The organism is Streptomyces sp. NPDC051567, assembly GCF_044454165.1.
Lineage (GTDB): Bacteria > Actinomycetota > Actinomycetes > Streptomycetales > Streptomycetaceae > Streptomyces.
Genome location: NZ_JBITDK010000001.1, coordinates 394,240 through 411,431, shown reverse-complemented (window position 1 = coordinate 411,431; position 17,192 = coordinate 394,240). Strand labels below are relative to the sequence as shown.

The 17,192-nt window shown below is 70.5% G+C and carries 16 protein-coding genes; 7 read left to right on the top strand and 9 right to left on the bottom strand.

The genetic code is table 11. The annotated features are described in order from the left end of the window. Positions 1-91: 91 nt before the first annotated feature. A complete protein-coding gene (locus tag ACIA5F_RS01890; protein ID WP_399348040.1) occupies positions 92-553 on the top strand; it encodes a hypothetical protein in 462 nt (153 codons plus the stop codon). A 137-nt stretch (positions 554-690) separates the two neighbouring features. Beyond that, positions 691-4,533, top strand: a complete 3,843-nt coding sequence (locus tag ACIA5F_RS01885) for a hypothetical protein (RefSeq protein WP_399348038.1) — start codon at positions 691-693, stop codon at positions 4,531-4,533. 47 nt (positions 4,534-4,580) lie between these two features. Here ACIA5F_RS01885 and ACIA5F_RS01880 read toward each other — a convergent pair whose 3' ends face one another. The 3 genes from ACIA5F_RS01880 to ACIA5F_RS01870 form a co-directional block, all read right to left on the bottom strand. Further along, positions 4,581-5,903, bottom strand: a complete 1,323-nt coding sequence (locus tag ACIA5F_RS01880; protein ID WP_399348036.1) for an MFS transporter — start codon at positions 5,901-5,903, stop codon at positions 4,581-4,583. Positions 5,904-5,916: 13 nt separating this feature from the next. Beyond that, entirely contained in the window at positions 5,917-7,284 is a 1,368-nt protein-coding gene (gene guaD / locus ACIA5F_RS01875; protein WP_399348034.1) for a guanine deaminase, read from the bottom strand. Positions 7,285-7,522: 238 nt separating this feature from the next. Next, complete coding sequence (locus ACIA5F_RS01870; protein WP_399348032.1) at positions 7,523-8,866, bottom strand: MFS transporter; 1,344 nt, start codon at positions 8,864-8,866, stop codon at positions 7,523-7,525. A 213-nt stretch (positions 8,867-9,079) separates the two neighbouring features. Between ACIA5F_RS01870 and ACIA5F_RS01865 the strand changes: the two genes are divergently transcribed. Further along, a complete protein-coding gene (locus ACIA5F_RS01865; RefSeq protein ID WP_399348030.1) occupies positions 9,080-9,262 on the top strand; it encodes a hypothetical protein in 183 nt (60 codons plus the stop codon). A 136-nt stretch (positions 9,263-9,398) separates the two neighbouring features. Here ACIA5F_RS01865 and ACIA5F_RS01860 read toward each other — a convergent pair whose 3' ends face one another. The 4 genes from ACIA5F_RS01860 to ACIA5F_RS01845 all read right to left on the bottom strand — a co-directional run bounded on the left by ACIA5F_RS01860 (position 9,399) and on the right by ACIA5F_RS01845 (position 11,703). Next, positions 9,399-9,587 carry a DUF397 domain-containing protein gene (locus ACIA5F_RS01860; RefSeq protein WP_399348028.1) on the bottom strand — a complete coding sequence of 63 codons (189 nt, stop codon included), beginning with the start codon at positions 9,585-9,587 and terminating at the stop codon, positions 9,399-9,401. A gap of 3 nt (positions 9,588-9,590) precedes the next feature. After that, positions 9,591-9,782, bottom strand: coding sequence for a DUF397 domain-containing protein (locus ACIA5F_RS01855; protein WP_399348026.1), 192 nt, complete (start codon positions 9,780-9,782; stop codon positions 9,591-9,593). Continuing rightward, positions 9,779-10,636: a helix-turn-helix domain-containing protein gene (locus tag ACIA5F_RS01850; protein WP_399348024.1), complete on the bottom strand. Its 858-nt coding sequence runs from the start codon at positions 10,634-10,636 to the stop codon at positions 9,779-9,781. Before ACIA5F_RS01850 ends, ACIA5F_RS01855 begins: the two co-directional genes overlap by 4 nt. Positions 10,637-10,893: 257 nt before the next feature. Then, positions 10,894-11,703, bottom strand: coding sequence for a VOC family protein (locus ACIA5F_RS01845; RefSeq protein WP_399348022.1), 810 nt, complete (start codon positions 11,701-11,703; stop codon positions 10,894-10,896). Between the two features lie 153 nt (positions 11,704-11,856). Here ACIA5F_RS01845 and ACIA5F_RS01840 point away from each other — a divergent pair, with 153 nt between their 5' ends. After that, the gene (locus ACIA5F_RS01840; protein ID WP_399348020.1) at positions 11,857-12,510 is read left to right on the top strand and encodes an HhH-GPD-type base excision DNA repair protein; all 654 of its coding nucleotides are present in this window, start codon (positions 11,857-11,859) and stop codon (positions 12,508-12,510) included. Positions 12,511-12,665: 155 nt separating this feature from the next. Further along, the gene (locus ACIA5F_RS01835) at positions 12,666-13,139 is read left to right on the top strand and encodes a cupin domain-containing protein (protein WP_399348018.1); all 474 of its coding nucleotides are present in this window, start codon (positions 12,666-12,668) and stop codon (positions 13,137-13,139) included. On the opposite strand, the gene opcA is transcribed toward ACIA5F_RS01835, so the two are convergent. Together opcA and ACIA5F_RS01825 are read right to left on the bottom strand one after the other, a co-directional pair. Continuing rightward, complete coding sequence (gene opcA, locus ACIA5F_RS01830) at positions 13,088-14,020, bottom strand: glucose-6-phosphate dehydrogenase assembly protein OpcA (RefSeq protein ID WP_399348016.1); 933 nt, start codon at positions 14,018-14,020, stop codon at positions 13,088-13,090. The genes ACIA5F_RS01835 and opcA overlap by 52 nt on opposite strands. 227 nt (positions 14,021-14,247) lie before the next feature. Beyond that, on the bottom strand, positions 14,248-15,891 hold the full coding sequence (locus ACIA5F_RS01825; protein WP_399348014.1) for a helicase HerA-like domain-containing protein: 1,644 nt from the start codon (positions 15,889-15,891) through the stop codon (positions 14,248-14,250). Between the two features lie 88 nt (positions 15,892-15,979). Here ACIA5F_RS01825 and ACIA5F_RS01820 point away from each other — a divergent pair, with 88 nt between their 5' ends. Together ACIA5F_RS01820 and ACIA5F_RS01815 are read left to right on the top strand one after the other, a co-directional pair. Further along, positions 15,980-16,276: a type II toxin-antitoxin system VapB family antitoxin gene (locus ACIA5F_RS01820; RefSeq protein WP_009067182.1), complete on the top strand. Its 297-nt coding sequence runs from the start codon at positions 15,980-15,982 to the stop codon at positions 16,274-16,276. 226 nt (positions 16,277-16,502) lie between these two features. Continuing rightward, positions 16,503-17,186 (top strand): LytR C-terminal domain-containing protein, encoded by a 684-nt coding sequence (locus ACIA5F_RS01815; protein WP_399348012.1) that lies wholly within the window; start codon positions 16,503-16,505, stop codon positions 17,184-17,186. Positions 17,187-17,192: the final 6 nt, after the last annotated feature.

The following is a 17,192-nucleotide window of genomic DNA, read 5'->3' as shown; positions in this document are numbered from 1 at the left end:
CGCCGATTCCCGCGAAATACCCCCGCCCGAGCGAACGGACTGGCTATCGTGGCCACGAACCGACCAGGGGGGACATGTGTTGTCAGAAGCCTTGCGCACGATCGCGGCAGAGGCGGGCGTTGCCGTCGTGGATATGGCGGGCACCGATCTCTGGCCGCCTTTTCGGCAGCAGGTGGCTTCCTGGCTCGCCCGGGACGGCGAGCAGGCCGAACGGTCGGAGCTGGCCCACCTGACGGAAACCGCTGCTGCTCTGCGGGCGGTCGGCGACGCGGAAGCCCGGACCGTCGCCGCCCGCCACGCGGTGGTCTGGCAGGAACGCTTCATCGCCCGGCTGGAGCGGCTCGGTACCGCTGAGCGCGATCCGGCCGCAGCGCACCTGCGGCGTCTCATACGTGATCACTCCACCGGAAACACCGGAGCGACCACTGGCCCCAGCGTCATCGCCGGTCAGAACGTACGTATCCAGGCCGACCGCAGTTCGGTCGCGGCAGGCATGGTGAACGGAGACGTACACGTCGGTTTCCCTTCCGTCCCGGCTCCGCCACAGGGCTGAGCGGACCGGGGCGTTCGGGCCCACTCCCTACTCATCACGCCGATCACGGTGTTCTTCCCTCCGTCGCGGGAGGCACTGCGGCAGCTGGCCTGTCAGGTACCGCTCAGGCATCCGACCACAGCGTTGCCGTGGGCTCCTTGACCCAGTACGTGTACGTCGGCCCGCATCAGCCCGGAGAGGAGACTCCTCACCGCCCGGACACCACCGACGCCGATCGGCGAGCCGTTCACGCGGCACAACGGCGTTTCCTGCGGCGCGCAGTCCGGGTGCGGCCACCGTTCGGCCTGGCCGTTCGCCCCCATGCGCAAGAGTTGTTCGAACGTCTGATCGCGGTGGACAGTCCGACGACCATCGTGTGTGAGGGGCCCGCGGGCATGGGGAAATCCACGGTGGTGGGAGAGGTCATCACCATGGCGGAAGACCGGGGGTGGCCCGTCCTCCCCTTCCGGATGGACGAGGTGGAGGCGGACGACCGGACTGCCGAGGCTGTGGGGCGGCGGCTGGGGCTCCCCGCTTCTCCCGCCATGCTGATCGCCCGGGTGGCGAACGGTGCTCCTGCGCTGCTCCTCGTGGACCAGCTCGATGCCGCGAGCAGCTACAGCGGCCGGATGCCTGATGTCTTCGAGGCCGTGGACGACATGCTGGAGGCGCTTGGCGCCTCGCCGAACATCAGGGTCGTCCTGGTAGCCCGGACCATCGACGTCGAGAAGGACCCACGCCTGACGAGCCTGGTCGGTCAGGAGGGAACGGCCGAGCGGTTCCGGCTGGGACTTCTCGACGATCAGGCTGTACGGACCGTCCTCGAAGCGGGTGGTACATCTCCGCAGACACTCGACAGGAACACCCTGGGCCTCCTCCGCACCCCCCTGCATCTCGCGGTCTTCAGTAGACTTTCGGAGAAGGCACGGACGACGTCGTATCGGAGCCTGCAAGAGCTCTACGCCCAGTACACAGACGAGTCCCGACGAGAGATCGAGCGGTCTCTCCCCCCTGATGCGTGGCCGGACATCACCGGCCAGCTGGTCGATGAGATGAGCCGGCGCGAGACCGTCACTGTCCCGTATGCGCTTCTGGACCGTTTCGCCAGGACCGACTTGGCCGTACTCGTCTCGGCGGGGGTCCTGCTCCATGCGGACAACGACCGCATCGGATTCTTCCACGAGACGTACTTCGACTACCTCTTCGCCAGGACCTTCGTCCTGTCAGGTAAAGATCTCCACGACTTCCTCGCGACGAGCGGTCAGGCGCTGTTCCGCCGGGCCCAGACCCGACAGGTGCTGGAACATCTGCGCGACACGGACCGGGCGGAGTTCAGACGCACGGTAGTCCGCCTGCTCACGTCGGACCTGGTCCGGCCTCATCTGCGGTTCGTCGTCCTCGCCGTACTCGAACAACTCGATGCCACGAGCGTGGACTGGGCTGTCTTGGAGCCCCTCGCGTGGGGCGAGGGGGTCACCGCAGGCAAGCTGCGTGGCCTGCTGGCCCTGCCCGCGTGGTTCGATGCCGCCGACACCGGGAGGTGGGAACAGTGGCTCGTCACTCCCCAACTGGCTTCTCTGGCCTTCCCACAACTGGAATGGTGCACCGCTCATCGTCCCGCGCGTGTGCTGGAACTCGTCGAGCCGTACTCGGACGCCGACGGACCATGGCGTCAGCGTCTCCTCGACTGGGTCTGCAAGTGGCCTTCGGCGCTCTCCGTGGACCTGGTCCGCACGCTCATCGACCGCGGCGACTTCGACAGAGGACCTGACGGGACCTCTCGCGCCGATGTGGACTTCTGGCACATCTTCGAACAACTCGCCGAGGAGGAAGCGGCCTCCGCGACCCGCCTGCTGGGAGCCTTCCTCGCACGGGGGCTCCAGCGGGCCGTAGCAGCCGGGCACGGTGATCCGTTCGATTCCGATCATCTGTCCATGCTCGGAGGCTCCCGTGTGGGCACCCTCGTCTCCGAAACGGCCGCAGCGGCCCCTGGGGAAGTGCTCAACCACGTTCTGCCGTTCGTGATCGCCGTAGCTGAGGCGAGCCACACAGCATGTGCGGACAAGGACACGCTGTACCCCCGGTGGTCCCATCCCCCCTCCCCGTTCGATTCCGACCTCGATAAAGGTCTGTACGCAGCGGCACATAACGCCCTACGCGCACTGGCCCAGCAGAATCCCTCTGCTGTCGCAGAAGCCATGGCAGCCGTTCTGGCAGCGAGTGGCGGGTGGGCCCTGAGCTTCCTCGCCTGCCGGACCTATACGGTGTGGAATCGCCCGGACGAAGCACTCGCGTGGCTGATGTCGGACCCCGCGCACTTGCGTCTCGGCTGGCCGGACAGCGCGTGCTGGGCTTCGCGTGAGCTCATCGCCGAGGCGACGCGGGACTGCCGGGACGACACCTTGATCCGGCTCGTCCGGATGCTCCTGCGCCACTACCCGAGCTGGGAGCGTCACCCGGAGCACCGCTACTTGTTCGGACGCACCCAGTACGTGCTTCTCGGAGCAGTAGATGAGAGGCGCCGAAGCCCGGAGGTGGAGAGACGCCTCGGCGAGCTGGAACGCAAGTTCGCACGGTACCCCCCGACTGGGCCTCGGCATGAGGAGGCCCACTGGGTCGGACCCCCGATCGCCTCGTCCGCCGGGGAGTGCATGACGGATGCCCATTGGCTGAGCGCACTGAGAAAGTACGCCAAGGAAGGCATCGACTGGAGCGGGGACCTCCCGACGGGCGGAGCCACCGAACTGGCGTCCCTGCTGGAGACGCTGGCCAGTCGCCAACCGGAGCGATTCGTCCGGCTGGGTCACTCGTTCGACGAAAGTATCCCGCTGCCTGCGCTCAGCGCCCTGATCAACGGGGTCGCCGGGAAGGTTGAGGTCAGCAGCCTGTTGGACCTCTGCGCCCATGCCCGCCGCCTCGCCGGGGAGCACGTAGGCCGAGTCATTTGCAGGGCGATCCTCACCGCAGCACCGCAAGCCGCAGCGCACCCTGCCGCGATCAGCCTGCTGCACAGCTGTGTCGACGATCCCGATCCCTCTTCTGAATCGGCGCGAACCGATTCGGGCTCAGGGGGGCAGTACTACGACGGGGACCTCCTGACAGCGGGGATGAACTCCACACGGGGGGAGGCTGCCCTCGCCATCGGCGCTCTCCTCCGGGCAGCAGACGCCCCTGTACGGGCTCTCCTCCCACTGATCGACCGGCTTGTCCAGGACCCGATCATGGCCGTCCGGGTGTGCGCCGCGGAGCCGGTGACCGCACTCATACACCATGCTCCGGAGGACGCCCTGGATCTCGCAGAACGCCTTTTCACCGCAGCCCCGGTGGACATCCACGATGCTCAGACCACCCACACGCTGCTCACCTGGGCCCTGCTCCACGACACAGAGCGCTTCGCACCGGAACTGATCCGGGCGCTCGAAGGCCCCGTAGGAGCAGCACGACACGCTGGAGCGACCTGGTCCGTCCTGGCGATGCAAGGACGCCTGGTCCCCTGCCTGCCGGTAGGACCGGACGCACTCACCGCGGCGGCACGTCAGGGAGCCGCCAAGACTGCTGCCGGCGATCCCGTGCATGGCGCACCGCTGCTCCGGGCCATGTTCCACGACAGTGATACGGCGGTGCGTAAAGCGGCAGCACGCTCCATGCGCGCTGTGGCCTCGATGCCACCGGAAATCGCGGATGACCTCATCGGTTCCTTCCTCACCAGCCCGGCCTTCTCCGAGCACCCCGAAACCCTGGCTCAGTCACTCTCCCGGTCGACACTGCGGCTGCCCTCCCAGACGCTTGAGGCGTGTCAGAAACTGGCAGCGGTCTCGGAAGAAGGCCGCAGGGAGGGACGCCGCGGGTACGCCCTGATTCAGCGGTACCTGATCGAGACGGTGCTGCGTCTGTACCGGCAGGGTGATCTTGCGATCCGGGCCCAGTGCCTCGCCATCATCGATGGCCTCTACCGTGTGGACGCGCGCGGACTGAACGAAGCTCTTTCCGACGAGCGTTGAACCCTCATGACGTCGCGATCAGCCGCATGGGAAGCGACCCAACCGCCTCAACCGGGCTGGGCGGTTTCCTTGATGAAGAAGCCCGCCGCGGCGCCGACGAGCAGCAGGATGGGCATGATCACCAGGGCCCCGCCGTAGTCGGACAGGACGGGGTTCTCGGGGAGGAGCTTGCCGGGGACGGCCTGGAGGACACCGCCGACGATGAAGCAGACGCCGTTGACGATCGCCGCGGCGCTGCCGACCAGGGCGCCGGGCACCGACTCGCCCGCGACGGTGAAGCCGAGCATGTGCGCCCCGGCGAAAAGACCGACGGCGAACATGGCGACCATCGAGACGCTGTTGGTCTCCTTCGGCAGGTAGATCAGTACGGAGATGGCCACGGCCTGGAGGAGCACGCCGACGATGGCGGGCACGCGGCGGTTGTGCCAGTGGTCGGACAGCAGGTTGAACAGCGGCGCTCCGACCGCCAGGCCGAGCCAGGACACGGCGGTCAGCACGGCGGCCAGGGAGGCGTCCGCGCCGCGCGCCTGCATCAGCCGCGGGCCCCACAGGACACCCATGGCGAGCATGGAGCCGAACGAGACGCCGGCCAGGGCCGCGGACAGGACCACGTTGCGGTTGGAGAAGCACCGGCCCAGGGACGTGAAGATGCCGGCCAGCAGTGGCGGGCGCGCGGTGGCGGTGGTCCCGCGCAGTTGTTCCGGCCCCGGGGTGGGGTTCCGTACCAGCAGCACGAAGAGCACGATCAGCAGCACGCCCAGCGCGCCGAAGCCGTTCAGGAGCTGCTGCCAGGTCATCTGGCCCAGCTGCCAGGAGATCGCGGGCTGGCCGAAGGCGGAGCCGAGCGAGGCCAGGGTCTGCACCAGGCCGAACATCAGGCCGTAGCGGGCCGCCGGGAACCACTGCCCGCCGATGTAGCCGGCGCCCACGAACCCGAAGGAGGAACCGATGGCCAGGACGATCTGGGCGGCGACCAGGGTGCCCATGCTGGTGGTCTGCGCGTACAGGAACGCGCCCGCGGTGACGAAGGCGACGGCGACGGCCATCAGCGGACGCGAGCCGAAGCGGTCCAGGAGCGCGCCGCTGAAGAACTGGCACAGCGCGAAGGCCCAGGTGTAGACGGAACCGGCCAGGCTGATCTGGACGACGGTCAGGGACGCCGTCCGCTGGATGTCCGGGGAGACGACGGCGTACCCGGTCTGGATCGCGAACAGCCAGATCACGAAGACCGTGCAGAGCGACCAGATCAGCCATGCCTCGACACCGCCGATGGTGCGGTGCGGGCCGTGCAGAATCCGGGCGCCCGGGTGCTTCTTGTACTCGGGCCCGACACCCGCGCTCTCGGGCACCGGGGAGCTGAGACTCGACATGGGGACCTCCGGGTCAGACCGCGGCGGTGGCCGTGGGGGTGCCACGGTCCAGGGGGGCGTCACGGTCGTGGGCGAGCGCGCCGGCGATGTAGGTGGCGCGGACGGCACGGTCGTCACCCATCACCGCCAGCACGAACAGCAGCTCCTCGATGTCCTCCACGCGGGAGGTGCGCTGGGCGAGCAGCGGGGTGGCCCGGGGGTCCAGGACCACGAAGTCGGCCTCGTGGCCGGGGTCGAGCGAACCGACCGTGTCCGCCAGGCCCATCGCCTGCGCGCTGCCGCGCGTGGCCAGGTAGAAGGCCTTGATCGAGTCCAGCGGGTAGTTGGTCAGCTCGGCGACCTTGTACGCCTCGTTCATCGTCGCGAGCATCGAGAAGCTGGTGCCCGCGCCGATGTCCGTGCCCAGGCCGACGTGCATCGGCCGCCGGGGGTCCTTGGCGTCGTGGACGTGGAAGAGTCCGCTGCCCAGGAAGAGGTTGGAGGTCGGGCAGTGCGAGACCGCCGTGCCCGTCTCGGCGCAGCGCGCCCGTTCCCGGCCGGTGAGGTGGACGCCGTGGGCGAGGACCGAGCCCCGGCCGAGGAGCCCGAAGTGGTCGTAGACGTCCAGGTAGCCGCTCCGGTCCGGGAAGAGCGAGCGGACCCAGGAGATCTCGCCGGTGTTCTCGGACACGTGCGTGTGCATCAGCGTCTCCGGGTGCTCCCGCCAGAGCGCCCCGGCCGCCTCCAGCTGGTCGGGGGTACTGGTCGGGGCGAAGCGCGGGGTGATCGCGTAGAGGTTGCGGCCCTTGCCGTGCCAGCGTCCGATCAGCGCCTTGGAGTCGTCGTAGCCGCTCTGCGCGGTGTCCAGCAGCGCGTCGGGGGCGTTGCGGTCCATCAGGACCTTGCCGGCCGCGATCCGCAGGTTGCGCCGGGACGCCTCCTCGAACAGGGCGTCCACCGACTGCGGGTAGACGGCGCAGAAGGTGAGCGCGGTGGTGGTGCCGTTGCGCAGCAGCTCGTCACAGAAGGCGGAGGCGACCTTCGTGGCGTAGGCGCCGTCGGAGAAGCGCTGTTCCTCGACGAAGGTGTAGTGGTTCAGCCAGTCGATGAGCTGGGAACCGAAGGCGGCGATGATCCCGGTCTGCACGTAGTGGATGTGGGTGTCGATGAACCCGGCGCTGATGACGTGCCCCGGATAGTGGACGGGCGTGACCCCGTCGGGTATCCGGGCGCGCAGGGCGGTGTGGTCACCGACGGCGGTGATCTTCCCGTCCTCGCAGATGAGCAGGCCGTCGGGCTCGTGGACGAAGGCGTCCTCGCGGCTGGTCAGGAACGGGTCGCCGCGGAACCAGATCATCGGCCCTCGTACCGCCGTGGTGGTCCCCTGCATTCCGGCTGTCATGGCACACGTACCTCCGCGCTGGTCCGAGGGGCGGTCAGGCCAGTCGACCCCTCGGGGCCGTCCGGCGCAGTCGGGGAGGGGCCGTTCGGGTGAAAGGGCGGGAATTCAGGCAGGGTGCCGGGCTCGGCGCGGGGCCGGATCGGGTGCGGGCCCGGATTCGGTGCGGGGCCCGGGTTCAGTGCGGGGCCCGGGTTCAGTGCGGGCCGGGCCCGGGTTCAGTGCGGGCCGGGCTCGGGATTCAGCGCGGGCCGGGGTCCGGGGCGGGGGCCGCCTCGGTACGGGTGGACAGGTGGCCGGTGTCCTTGATGAACAGCCCGGCGACGGCTCCGGCGACCAGGAGCACCGGCATGATCACCAAGGCGCCGCGGTAGTCCGAGAGCTGGGGGACGTCCGGCAGCAGCCGGCCGGGCACCGCCTCCAGGACGCCGCCGAGCACGAAGCACACTCCGTTGACGATCGCCGCCGAGCTGCCGACCAGGGCGCCGGGCACCGACTCGCCCGCGATGGTGAAGCCGAGCATGTGCGCCCCGGCGAAGAGGCCCACCGCGAACATCACCACCGTGGCGACGCCGGGCGTGGAGCCGGGCAGGTAGATCAGGAGCGTCACCGCCACCGCCTGGAGCAGGACGCCGGCCACGGCCGGGGTGCGGCGGTCGTGCCAGTGGTCGGACAGCAGGTTGTAGAGGGGCGCGCTGATCGCCACCCCGAGCCAGGACATCGCGCTCATCACCGCCGCCAGTGAACTTCCCGCGCCCTGGGCCTGCATCAGCCGTGGTCCCCACAGCGAGCCCATCGCGATCATCGTTCCGAAGGACACGCCCGCCAGCAGGGCGGCCAGGACCACGTTGCGGTTGGCGAAGCAGGTCCGCAGCTCGCGCAGGATCGAGGGGAGCAGCGGTGGACGGGCGGTGACGGGCCCCAGGAGCCCGGGGTCAGGGGACGGGTTCCGGACCAGCAGCGCGAAGAGCACGATCAGCAGCACGCCCAGCGCGCCGAAGCCGTTCAGGAGCTGCTGCCAGGTGGTGTGGCCCAGCTGCCAGGAGATCGCGGGCTGGCCCACGGCCGAACCGAAGGAGGCGAGCGACTGGACGAGGCCGAACATCAGGCCGTAGCGGGCCGCCGGGAACCACTGCCCGCCGATGTAGCCGGCACCCACGAACCCGAACGAGGCCCCGACCGCGATCACCACCTGCGCGCCGACCAGCGTGGCCATGCTGGTGGTCCGTGCGTAGAGGAAGGCCCCGGCGGTCACGAAGACGACGGCTACGGTCAGCAGCGGACGGGAGCCGAAGCGGTCCAGGAGCGCTCCGCTGAAGAACTGGCAGCAGGCGAAGGCCCAGGTGTAGACCGAACCGGCCAGTCCGATCTGGGCGACCGTCAGGGACGCGGACTTCTGGATCTCGGGCGAGACGATCCCGTACCCGGTCTGGATCGAGAACAGCCACACCACGAACGCCGTGCACAGCAGCCAGACCGTCCACGCCTCGACGCCGCCGATGGTGCGGTGCGGGCCGTGCAGCATCCGGGCGCCCGGGTGGCGCCCGGACCTCGGGATGCCGGTCCTCCCGGTGTCACTGTCCATGCTCGGCCCCCGCGCGTACGGGCAGGCCGGTGGTACGCCTGCGGCTGTCGACGTCCCGCCAGTCGACCGCACACCGGGCCCCCGGGCATCCGCAGCGGGCCGGTCGGGTGAACCCCGCCTCCGGGTGTCCCGGGCGGGAAGCGGCCGGTCAGGGCGGCCTGGCGGGGGCCGGAGTACCGTGGAGGGGTCCGGGGGAACGAAGGAGGCGCGGGCATGAACGGTCTCATCTCCACAGCCGTGATCATCCTGTTGATCATCGTGGGCTCGTTCCTGATCCACCGGCTCAACACCCAGCACGCCCAGCGGATCGCCTCTTTCCACTACAGCGACCCCCTGCCGACCGGACGGCCTCCCGAACAGGCCGAGAGGCCCGAGAAGCCCTCCGCCGGGAAGTAAGTCCGGGCGAGGAGTGGTCCGGGAACGCGGGAACGCGTCCGGGAGCAGCAGCCGCTCGCCGGGCCGCGTCGTGTTTCACGTGAAACACGACCCTCGTTTCACGTGAAACACCGTCCGCCGCGTCAATTCCCTACGGTTACCCCAGGTCGCAGGCGTACCCGACGAACCCCGCCCAGGCGCTGCCGCTGACGGCGACCTGCGGCCCGGCAACGCACTTGGAGTCCCGGACATGCATCACGCCGGGAGCAGCCGCCACCTCGACGCAATCGTTGATGTCACTACTGTCGCTGTAGCTGCTCTTGAACCAGTCCAGCTCGCCAGTCATCCTCTAGCCCTCCGAGGCGTAGGAGACGAACCCCGCCCAGGCCCCGCCACCGACCGCGAGCTGCGGCCCGGCAACGCACTTGGAGTCCCGGACATGCATCACGCCGGGAGCAGCCGCCACCTCGACGCAGTCGTTGATGTCACTGCTACTGCTGTAGCTGCTCTTGAACCAGTCCAGCTCAGACGTATGGATCATGTCTCTCCCAGCAAGTCCTCGATGAAGGCCCGGGACGCCCCTGGCGTCAGGGCCTGGGATCGGATCATTCCGTACCGCAGCTCCAGTATCTGGAGCCTCTTGGGGTGGGTGACAGGACGCCCGTGGAACGCGCCTTCGGACCGGCCCACCGCCGTACCGTCCGCGAACTTCAGCAACTCGATCCCTCCTGGCATTCCGGCGTGGGCCTCACAGGCGATCGGCATCACCTGCACCACCAGATTCCTCAACTGCATGAGATCCAGGATTCGTTCGAGCTGCTGACGCCACACCATTGTGCCTCCGATACGCCGCCGGAGTGGAGCCTCTTCCTGGACAACGCTGATCGTCGGTACGGACTCGCGCTCGAAGACGGAACGCCTCGCCATCCTTCCCGCGACGCCCCGCTCCACCTCTTCCTCCGTATACGCGGGCTGCTGCATCTCGAACAGCGCCCGCGCGTGCTCGGCCGTCTGCAGCAGCCCGTGGATGTTGTGCGTGTGGTACCCGCCGATCTCGATCGCGTTGGCCTCCATCTTCGCCAGGTCGCGGATCTTCTTCGGGTACCGGACCTGTGCCAGGTCCTCCCGCATCGCCTTGATCAGCCCACCGGCTTTCAGGACCTCGTCCACCCCGGCCAGGTACTCCGGTTTCGCGATCCGCTTGCCGCTCTCGACCTTGCGGACGAGGTCGTCGCTGTAGCCGATGGCCGCCGCCAGTTCGACGGCCCTCATCCCCACCGCTTCCCGCCTCGCCCGCATCTGCCGGCCGAGCGCCGCGACCACGGCCGCGCCCTGCTCGTCCTCCGGGTCCACGGACCAGCTGTGTTCTTCCACACCGTCACTGTCCACGCTCATGCGCGCCCACTTCCGACGAACCGAACCTGCTGAACTCCCGTACCCGGGCAGCCCCGTCGAACAGTCCCGACCGAATCGGACAGCACTGAGACAGGAGGCCCCCGGAAGTTCGCAGCGTACGCACGCACAGACACACCGCGTGAGGTGAATGTTCAATTCTTCCCCGCCGGACATGCGTGCGAGGCCGCCGTGGCGGCCTCGCATCCGTACCCCCTTGTACCTACACCCGCACCCGCACCGTGCCTGCGGGACGCCCCCTACGTCAGGTCCGGCATCTCCCCGACCCGCGTCGACCCGTCGATCACCGCGAACGCCGCGCCCTGCGGGTCCGTCAGCGCCGCGAAGCGGCCGAAGGGGCTGTCCATCGGGCCGAAGTGCAGCATCCCGCCGCGCCGCCTCGCCCTGGAGACGGCTTCGTCGCAGTCCGGGACCGCGAAGTACACCTGGATGTAGGCGGGGATCTCCGGCGGGAACTCCTCGCCCATCGTCATCCGGCCCAGCACCGGGCTCTCCCCTTCGCCCAGGCTGAAGATCTTGAAGTCCATCCCCTCGCCGTCCGGACCGGGGGTCTCCATCTGCCGTGCCCGGTACGGGAAGACCTGGGGAAGGAAGGCGTCCACCGTGGCCGCGTCCCGTGTGCAGAGTTCCGCCCACGCGAACGAGACCGGCTCTCCGGTCTTCTCGAACCCCTTATGGTCACCCGGCTGCCAGACGCCGAACACCGCGCCGCTCGGCTCCTTCGCGATCGCCATCGTGCCGAAGACGCCGACCTGCATCGGTTCCATCAGCAACTCGCCGCCGGCCGACTTGATCTTCTCCGCGGTGGCCGCCGCGTCCGGTGAGGCGAAGTACAGACACCACGCCGACTGCGCGTCGGCCCCCGGCATCGGCGGGACGATGGCGGCCACGGCCTTGCCGTCCGAGTACGCCTGCGTGTATTCGCCGTACTCGGTGCTGGACTCGCCGAAGGTCCAGCCCAGCACGTATCCGTAGAACTCCTTGGCACCCTCCAGGTCGGTGAACATCGCGTCCATCCAGCACGGTGCGCCCTCAGGGAACTCAGCCATGATCGATCGACTCCTGTGTCGTGTGCGCCTGCTCTGTCCTGCCCTTCTCACGCTAGGTGCGCGGGACGCCGACCGCGCGCGGGGCGGCAGGCATGCGCGGGGCCGACGCCCGCACCGCGCGCGGGGAGCGCGGGCGCGGGGGACCCTGGAGCCATGGACAAGCACATCACCCTCCACCTCGCCCAGCAGCCGGAGGCCGACGAGTTGCTCGGCCGGAGCCCGCTCGCCGCGCTCGTCGGCATGCTGCTGGACCAGCAGGTGCCGATGGAGTGGGCGTTCTCGGGGCCGTGGACGATCGCGCGGCGGCTCGGCGCGGACGACCTGGACGCGCACGTCATCGCCGCGTACGACCCGGAGGCGTTCGCCGCCCTGCTCTCCGAGAAGCCCGCCGTGCACCGGTACCCCGGGTCCATGGCGAAGCGGGTGCAGCAGTTGTGCGCGCACCTGGTCGAGCACTACGGCGGGAACGCGGAGGCCGTCTGGGCCGACGTGCCCACCGGCGCCGAGCTGCTGCGCAGGCTGAAGGCGCTGCCGGGGTTCGGCGAGCAGAAGGCACAGATCTTCCTGGCCCTGCTGGGCAAGCGGTTCGGCGTCCGCCCGAAGGGCTGGCGGGAGGCGGCGGGCGGGTACGGCGCGGCGGGTGTGCACCGCTCGGCGGCCGACATCACGGGCCCGGAGTCCCTGGCCGAGGTGCGCGCGTACAAGCAGCAGCGGAAGGCCGGGGCGAAGGCGGGCGCGGCGACCGGGAAGGGGAACCCGTCCGGGGCCGCCTCCGGGAAGACGACCGCGGCCGGGACCCGCTCATGACCCGGCACGGAGGCCGTGGCCGGGCCCTCCGGCGGACCCACGGAACGCCCCTCCTCCGGGCCTCCCGCCGGGCTCTCCACCGACGTCAATTGACTGGTGAAAGCAGCGGCCAATTGACCCCAGCCATCGGTCAACCATCCTCGTACAGTCAAGGTATGAACGAGATCCTGACCCGCGCAGCCACCGCCGAAGCCGTCTCCGACGCCCCGGGCAGCCTGATCACCCTGCTCGCCGACACGGCCCCGCTCACCTGCAACACGGCGACCTTCGAGGAGGGCGCGACCGGCGCCCCCGCGCACTTCCACACCAAGGCGACCGAGTTCTTCCTCGTCACCGAGGGACGGCTCGACGTACTCGTCGGCGAGCACATCAGGACCCTCGCCGCCGGCGACTTCCTCGCGGTGCCGCCGGGCGTCACCCACGCCTTCGCGCCCTCGCCCGGCCACTCGGCCAGTGTCTTCGTCGGGTTCACGCCCGGCATGGACCGCTTCGAGTACTACCGGCTCCTGGGCCGGGTCAGCGCCGGCGAGGCCCCCGTCCAGGACATCAAGGACAGTTCCGAGAAGTACGACAACCACTACGCCGAGAGCGCGGTCTGGAGCGGACGCCGCCGCAGCGCGGAGCCGTAGACCTCGTCGGCGTCGAGCCGGCGCAGTTCCTCCGCGATCAGCTCGGCACCGCTGCGGATCTTCAGCGCCACCTTCCGGTCGGGCCGCCCCGGCAGGATCAGCGTGGCGAGGGCCCCCTCGGGGCGGTCCACCCTGATCTCGCCGCCCGTGGTCTCCAGGCGGACGCGCGTGATCACCGGACCCTCCGTCGTCACCCGGGTCACCGCCACCCCGAGCCGGTCCTCCAGCCAGCGCGCCAGCAGCTCGGCGCTCGCGTTCTCGCCCTCGCTCTCCACCGTCGCTCCGGTCACCGGCAGCGGCTTCTGGTCCAGGGCGGCGGCCAGCAGCGCCCGCCACGGAGTCAGCCGGGTCCAGGCGAGGTCGGTGTCGCCGGGCGCGTAGGCGGCGGCCCGCTCGTCCAGCGCGGCGACCGGGTCCGCGGCCGATCCCGCGTCCGTGATCCGGCGCTGCGCCAGCGCGCCCAGCGAATCGCGCGCCGGGTCGGCGGGCGCGTCGACCGGCCACCACGCCACCACCGGCGCGTCGGGCACGAGCAGCGGCAGGACCACCGGACCGGCCTGCTCGATCAGCGCCCCGTGCAGGCGCAGGAGCACGATCTCCCCGCTCCCGGCGTCCGAACCGACCCGCAGCTCGGCGTCCAGCCGGGTCTGGCGGAGCTTGTACGGGCCGCGCGAGGTCCGCTTGATCACCGCGATGATGCGGCACGGGTGCTCCCGCGACGCCTCGGAGGCCGCGCGCACGGCGTCGTACGCGTTCTCCTCGTCGGTGACGACGACGAGCGTCAGCACGAGCCCCATGGTGGGGCTGCCTATGGCCCGGCGGGCGGCGAGCAGGGCCCGGTCGACCTTGCTGGAGGTGGTGTCGGTGAGTTCGGTCCGCATGGGCCCGAGTCTGTCAGCGCACACCCCGATCCCGGCACCCGGTGCGCTCGATTCCGGCTGGAACGGCCCGCGGAGGCGGGGAGTCCGTCACCTCGGCCCGCCGGGTCCGTCACCTCGCGAGGACCGAGCGGGAGACGGGGCGGGAGACGGGGCGGGGGACGGGCCGGGGACGGGCCGAAGGGGGGTACGGGTTCGGGGTCGGACGGGCCGGACGGGCGGACGCGCGGTCACTTCCGGCGGCGCGCCGTGCCGAAGATCGAACGGGAGATCTCCCGGCCCAGCTGGGTCCCGACCGACCGGGCCAGCGAGCGGAACAGACCGCTCCCCACCACCTGCTCGGCCAGCGACGGCTCCGGCCCCGGCCCCGGCCCGCCGCGTGGCGTCCGCGCCGCCTCCTCGGCCTGCCGCTCCGCCCGCCGGTCCGCCTCCGCGGCAGCGGCAGCCGCCTCCGCGGCCCCCTCGGCGGCGGCCTGCTCCGCGCTGATCCGCTCGTACGCCGACTCCCGGTCCACCGGCTCCGCGTAGCGCGCATACAGCGGCGACTCCCGCACCGCCCGCTCCAGGGCCGCCGGTTCCACCGGCCCCATCAGCGACTCCGGGGCGCGCAGCCGGGTCGCCGCGACCGGGGTCGGGACGCCCTTCTCCCCGAGGACGGTGATCACCGCCTCGCCCGTGCCCAGCTGGGTGAGCAGCTCCTCCAGGTCGTACTCCGAGCGGGGGAAGGTCCGTACCGTGGCCCGCAGCGCCTTCTCGTCGTCCGGGGTGAAGGCCCGTAGCGCGTGCTGCACCCGGTTGCCGAGCTGGCCGAGCACGTCCGCCGGCACGTCCTTGGCGCTCTGCGTCACGAAGAAGACGCCGATCCCCTTCGACCGGATCAGCCGCACGGTCTGGGTGACCGACTCCAGGAACGCCTTCGAGGCACCGTTGAAGAGCAGGTGCGCCTCGTCGAAGAAGAAGACGAGCCGGGGCCGCTCCAGATCGCCGGCCTCGGGCAGGTCGTTGAAGAGATCGGCCAGCAGCCACATCAGGAAGGTGGAGAAGAGCCTCGGCCGGTCCGAGGCCGCCGGGAGTTCCAGTACGGAGACGAGCCCCCGCCCGTCCGGGGCCGTCCGGAGGAATTCGGCGGTGTCGAAAGCGGGCTCTCCGAAGAGTTCCGTGGCGCCTTGCTGCTCGAAGGCGGTGAGCGCCCGCAGGATCACCCCGGCCGTCACCGTGGAGAGCCCGCCGATGCCCTTCAGCTCGGGTCTGCCCTGGTCGGAGACGAGGAAGGCGACGACCGCCCGCAGGTCCTTGAGGTCGACGAGTTCCAGGCCCTTGCTGTCGGCATAGTGGAAGATCAGGCCGAGGGACTGTTCCTGCGTCTGGTTGAGCTGGAGCACCTTGGACATCAGCATCGGGCCGAAGTCCGTCACCGTGGCCCGCAGCGGGATGCCCGGACCGATCCCGCCGAGCGAGTAGAACGCGGTGGGGAACCCGGTGGCCCGCCACTCCTGGCCCACCTCCCGTGCCCGCTCCGCGGTCCTCCCGTCCGGTGTACCGGGCACCGAGATCCCGGAGACGTCGCCCTTGACGTCCGCGAGGAAGACGGGGACGCCCTGGGCCGACAGCTGCTCGGCGATGAGCTGGAGGGTCTTGGTCTTGCCGGTGCCGGTGGCGCCCGCGACCAGACCGTGCCGGTTGAGCATGGCCAACGGGACCCGCACCCGGTGCTCCGGCAGGCACCGGCCGTCCCGGAGCAGGGCCCCCAGGTCGAGCGCGGGTCCGGTGAAGGCGTAACCGGCGGCGATCCGGGCGGCCGGGTCCGCCGGGGCGGCGGGGTCCACGGGGGCGGCGGGGTCGGCGGGGTCGGCGGGGTCGGTGCTCTCGCTCATGGGTCCCTCCCGAATTGGCGCTGTTTGCCACTTTTGCACCGAGATAGCGAGGCTGCGCCCGCAGCCACCGGCCCGGTAGGCTTTCCGTGTGATCTTCAAGCGCATCGGAAACGGTCGGCCGTACCCCGACCACGGCCGGGAAAGCACCCGGCAGTGGGCGGACGTCGCGCCGCGCCCGGTCCGGCTCGACCAGCTGGTGACGACCAAGGGACAGCTGGACCTCGAAACGCTGCTCGCCGAGGACTCCACCTTCTACGGCGACCTGTTCGCCCATGTCGTGAAGTGGCGGGGCGACCTCTACCTGGAGGACGGGCTCCACCGCGCCGTGCGCGCGGCCCTCCAGCAGCGCCAGGTGCTGCACGCCCGCGTCCTCGAAATGGACTGACCCACCGCACCGGTCCCGGTCCGGCCCCCGGCCGGCCGGACCGCATCCGGTCCCGGCCGATCCGCGCCCGATCCGTCTCCGGCACGAGCCGACACGCCGGGCGCGGGGGCGGGCGTCAGCACTTCGACGGCTTCCGCTCCGCCCGGATTGCGCCTTTCGAGTCAGTCTTGCCCTATCAGCAGATCATTGAGTGGGCATCACCATCGGCCCGCACTACGCTGCGCCCATGAGCATGCTCACTCCACCCGGCATGGGCGGAAAGTACCGCGTCACAGGAGCCGCCTACCCCCGCATGAGCCGGAGGCGGAGCCGACGCCGGATCGTCCTCGCCGCGCTCGGGTCGTTCCTCGCGCTCGCCCTGCTCGGCTACGGGACACTGCAGCTCATCGGCGTGTTCCGGGGCGACGCCCCACGGGACACGGCCTCGGGCAACTGCCCCACGGCGACGCCCGGCACGGCGCGCGGCGGCCCGGCCGCACCCGGTGCCGTACCGGCCGCCGCACCCGGCGCCTCCGGCGCGCCGACCCCGGCGGTCGCCCTGCCCCAGCCCGGCCAGATCACCGTCAACGTCTACAACGCGACGCCCCGGGCGGGCCTCGCCAAGGCCGTCGGCGACGAACTGCGCAAGCGCGGCTTCGTCATCGGCAACGTGGGCAACGCCCCGGCCGACTTCGACAAGAAGGTCCTCGGGACCGGGATACTGCTGGGCTCCCCCAAGACCGACAAGGCGGCCTTCGCCGTCCTGGGCACCCAGCTCGCCGGCGCCGAGCAGCAGAACGACGCCCGCGAGAGCGCGGACATCGACCTGATCCTGGGCGACGCCTTCAAGGAACTGACCGCGAAGCCGGACGCGGACAAGGCCCTGGCCGCACTGGCCGACCCGCGCCCCGCACCCGCCCGGAGCTGCTGAGAGCCG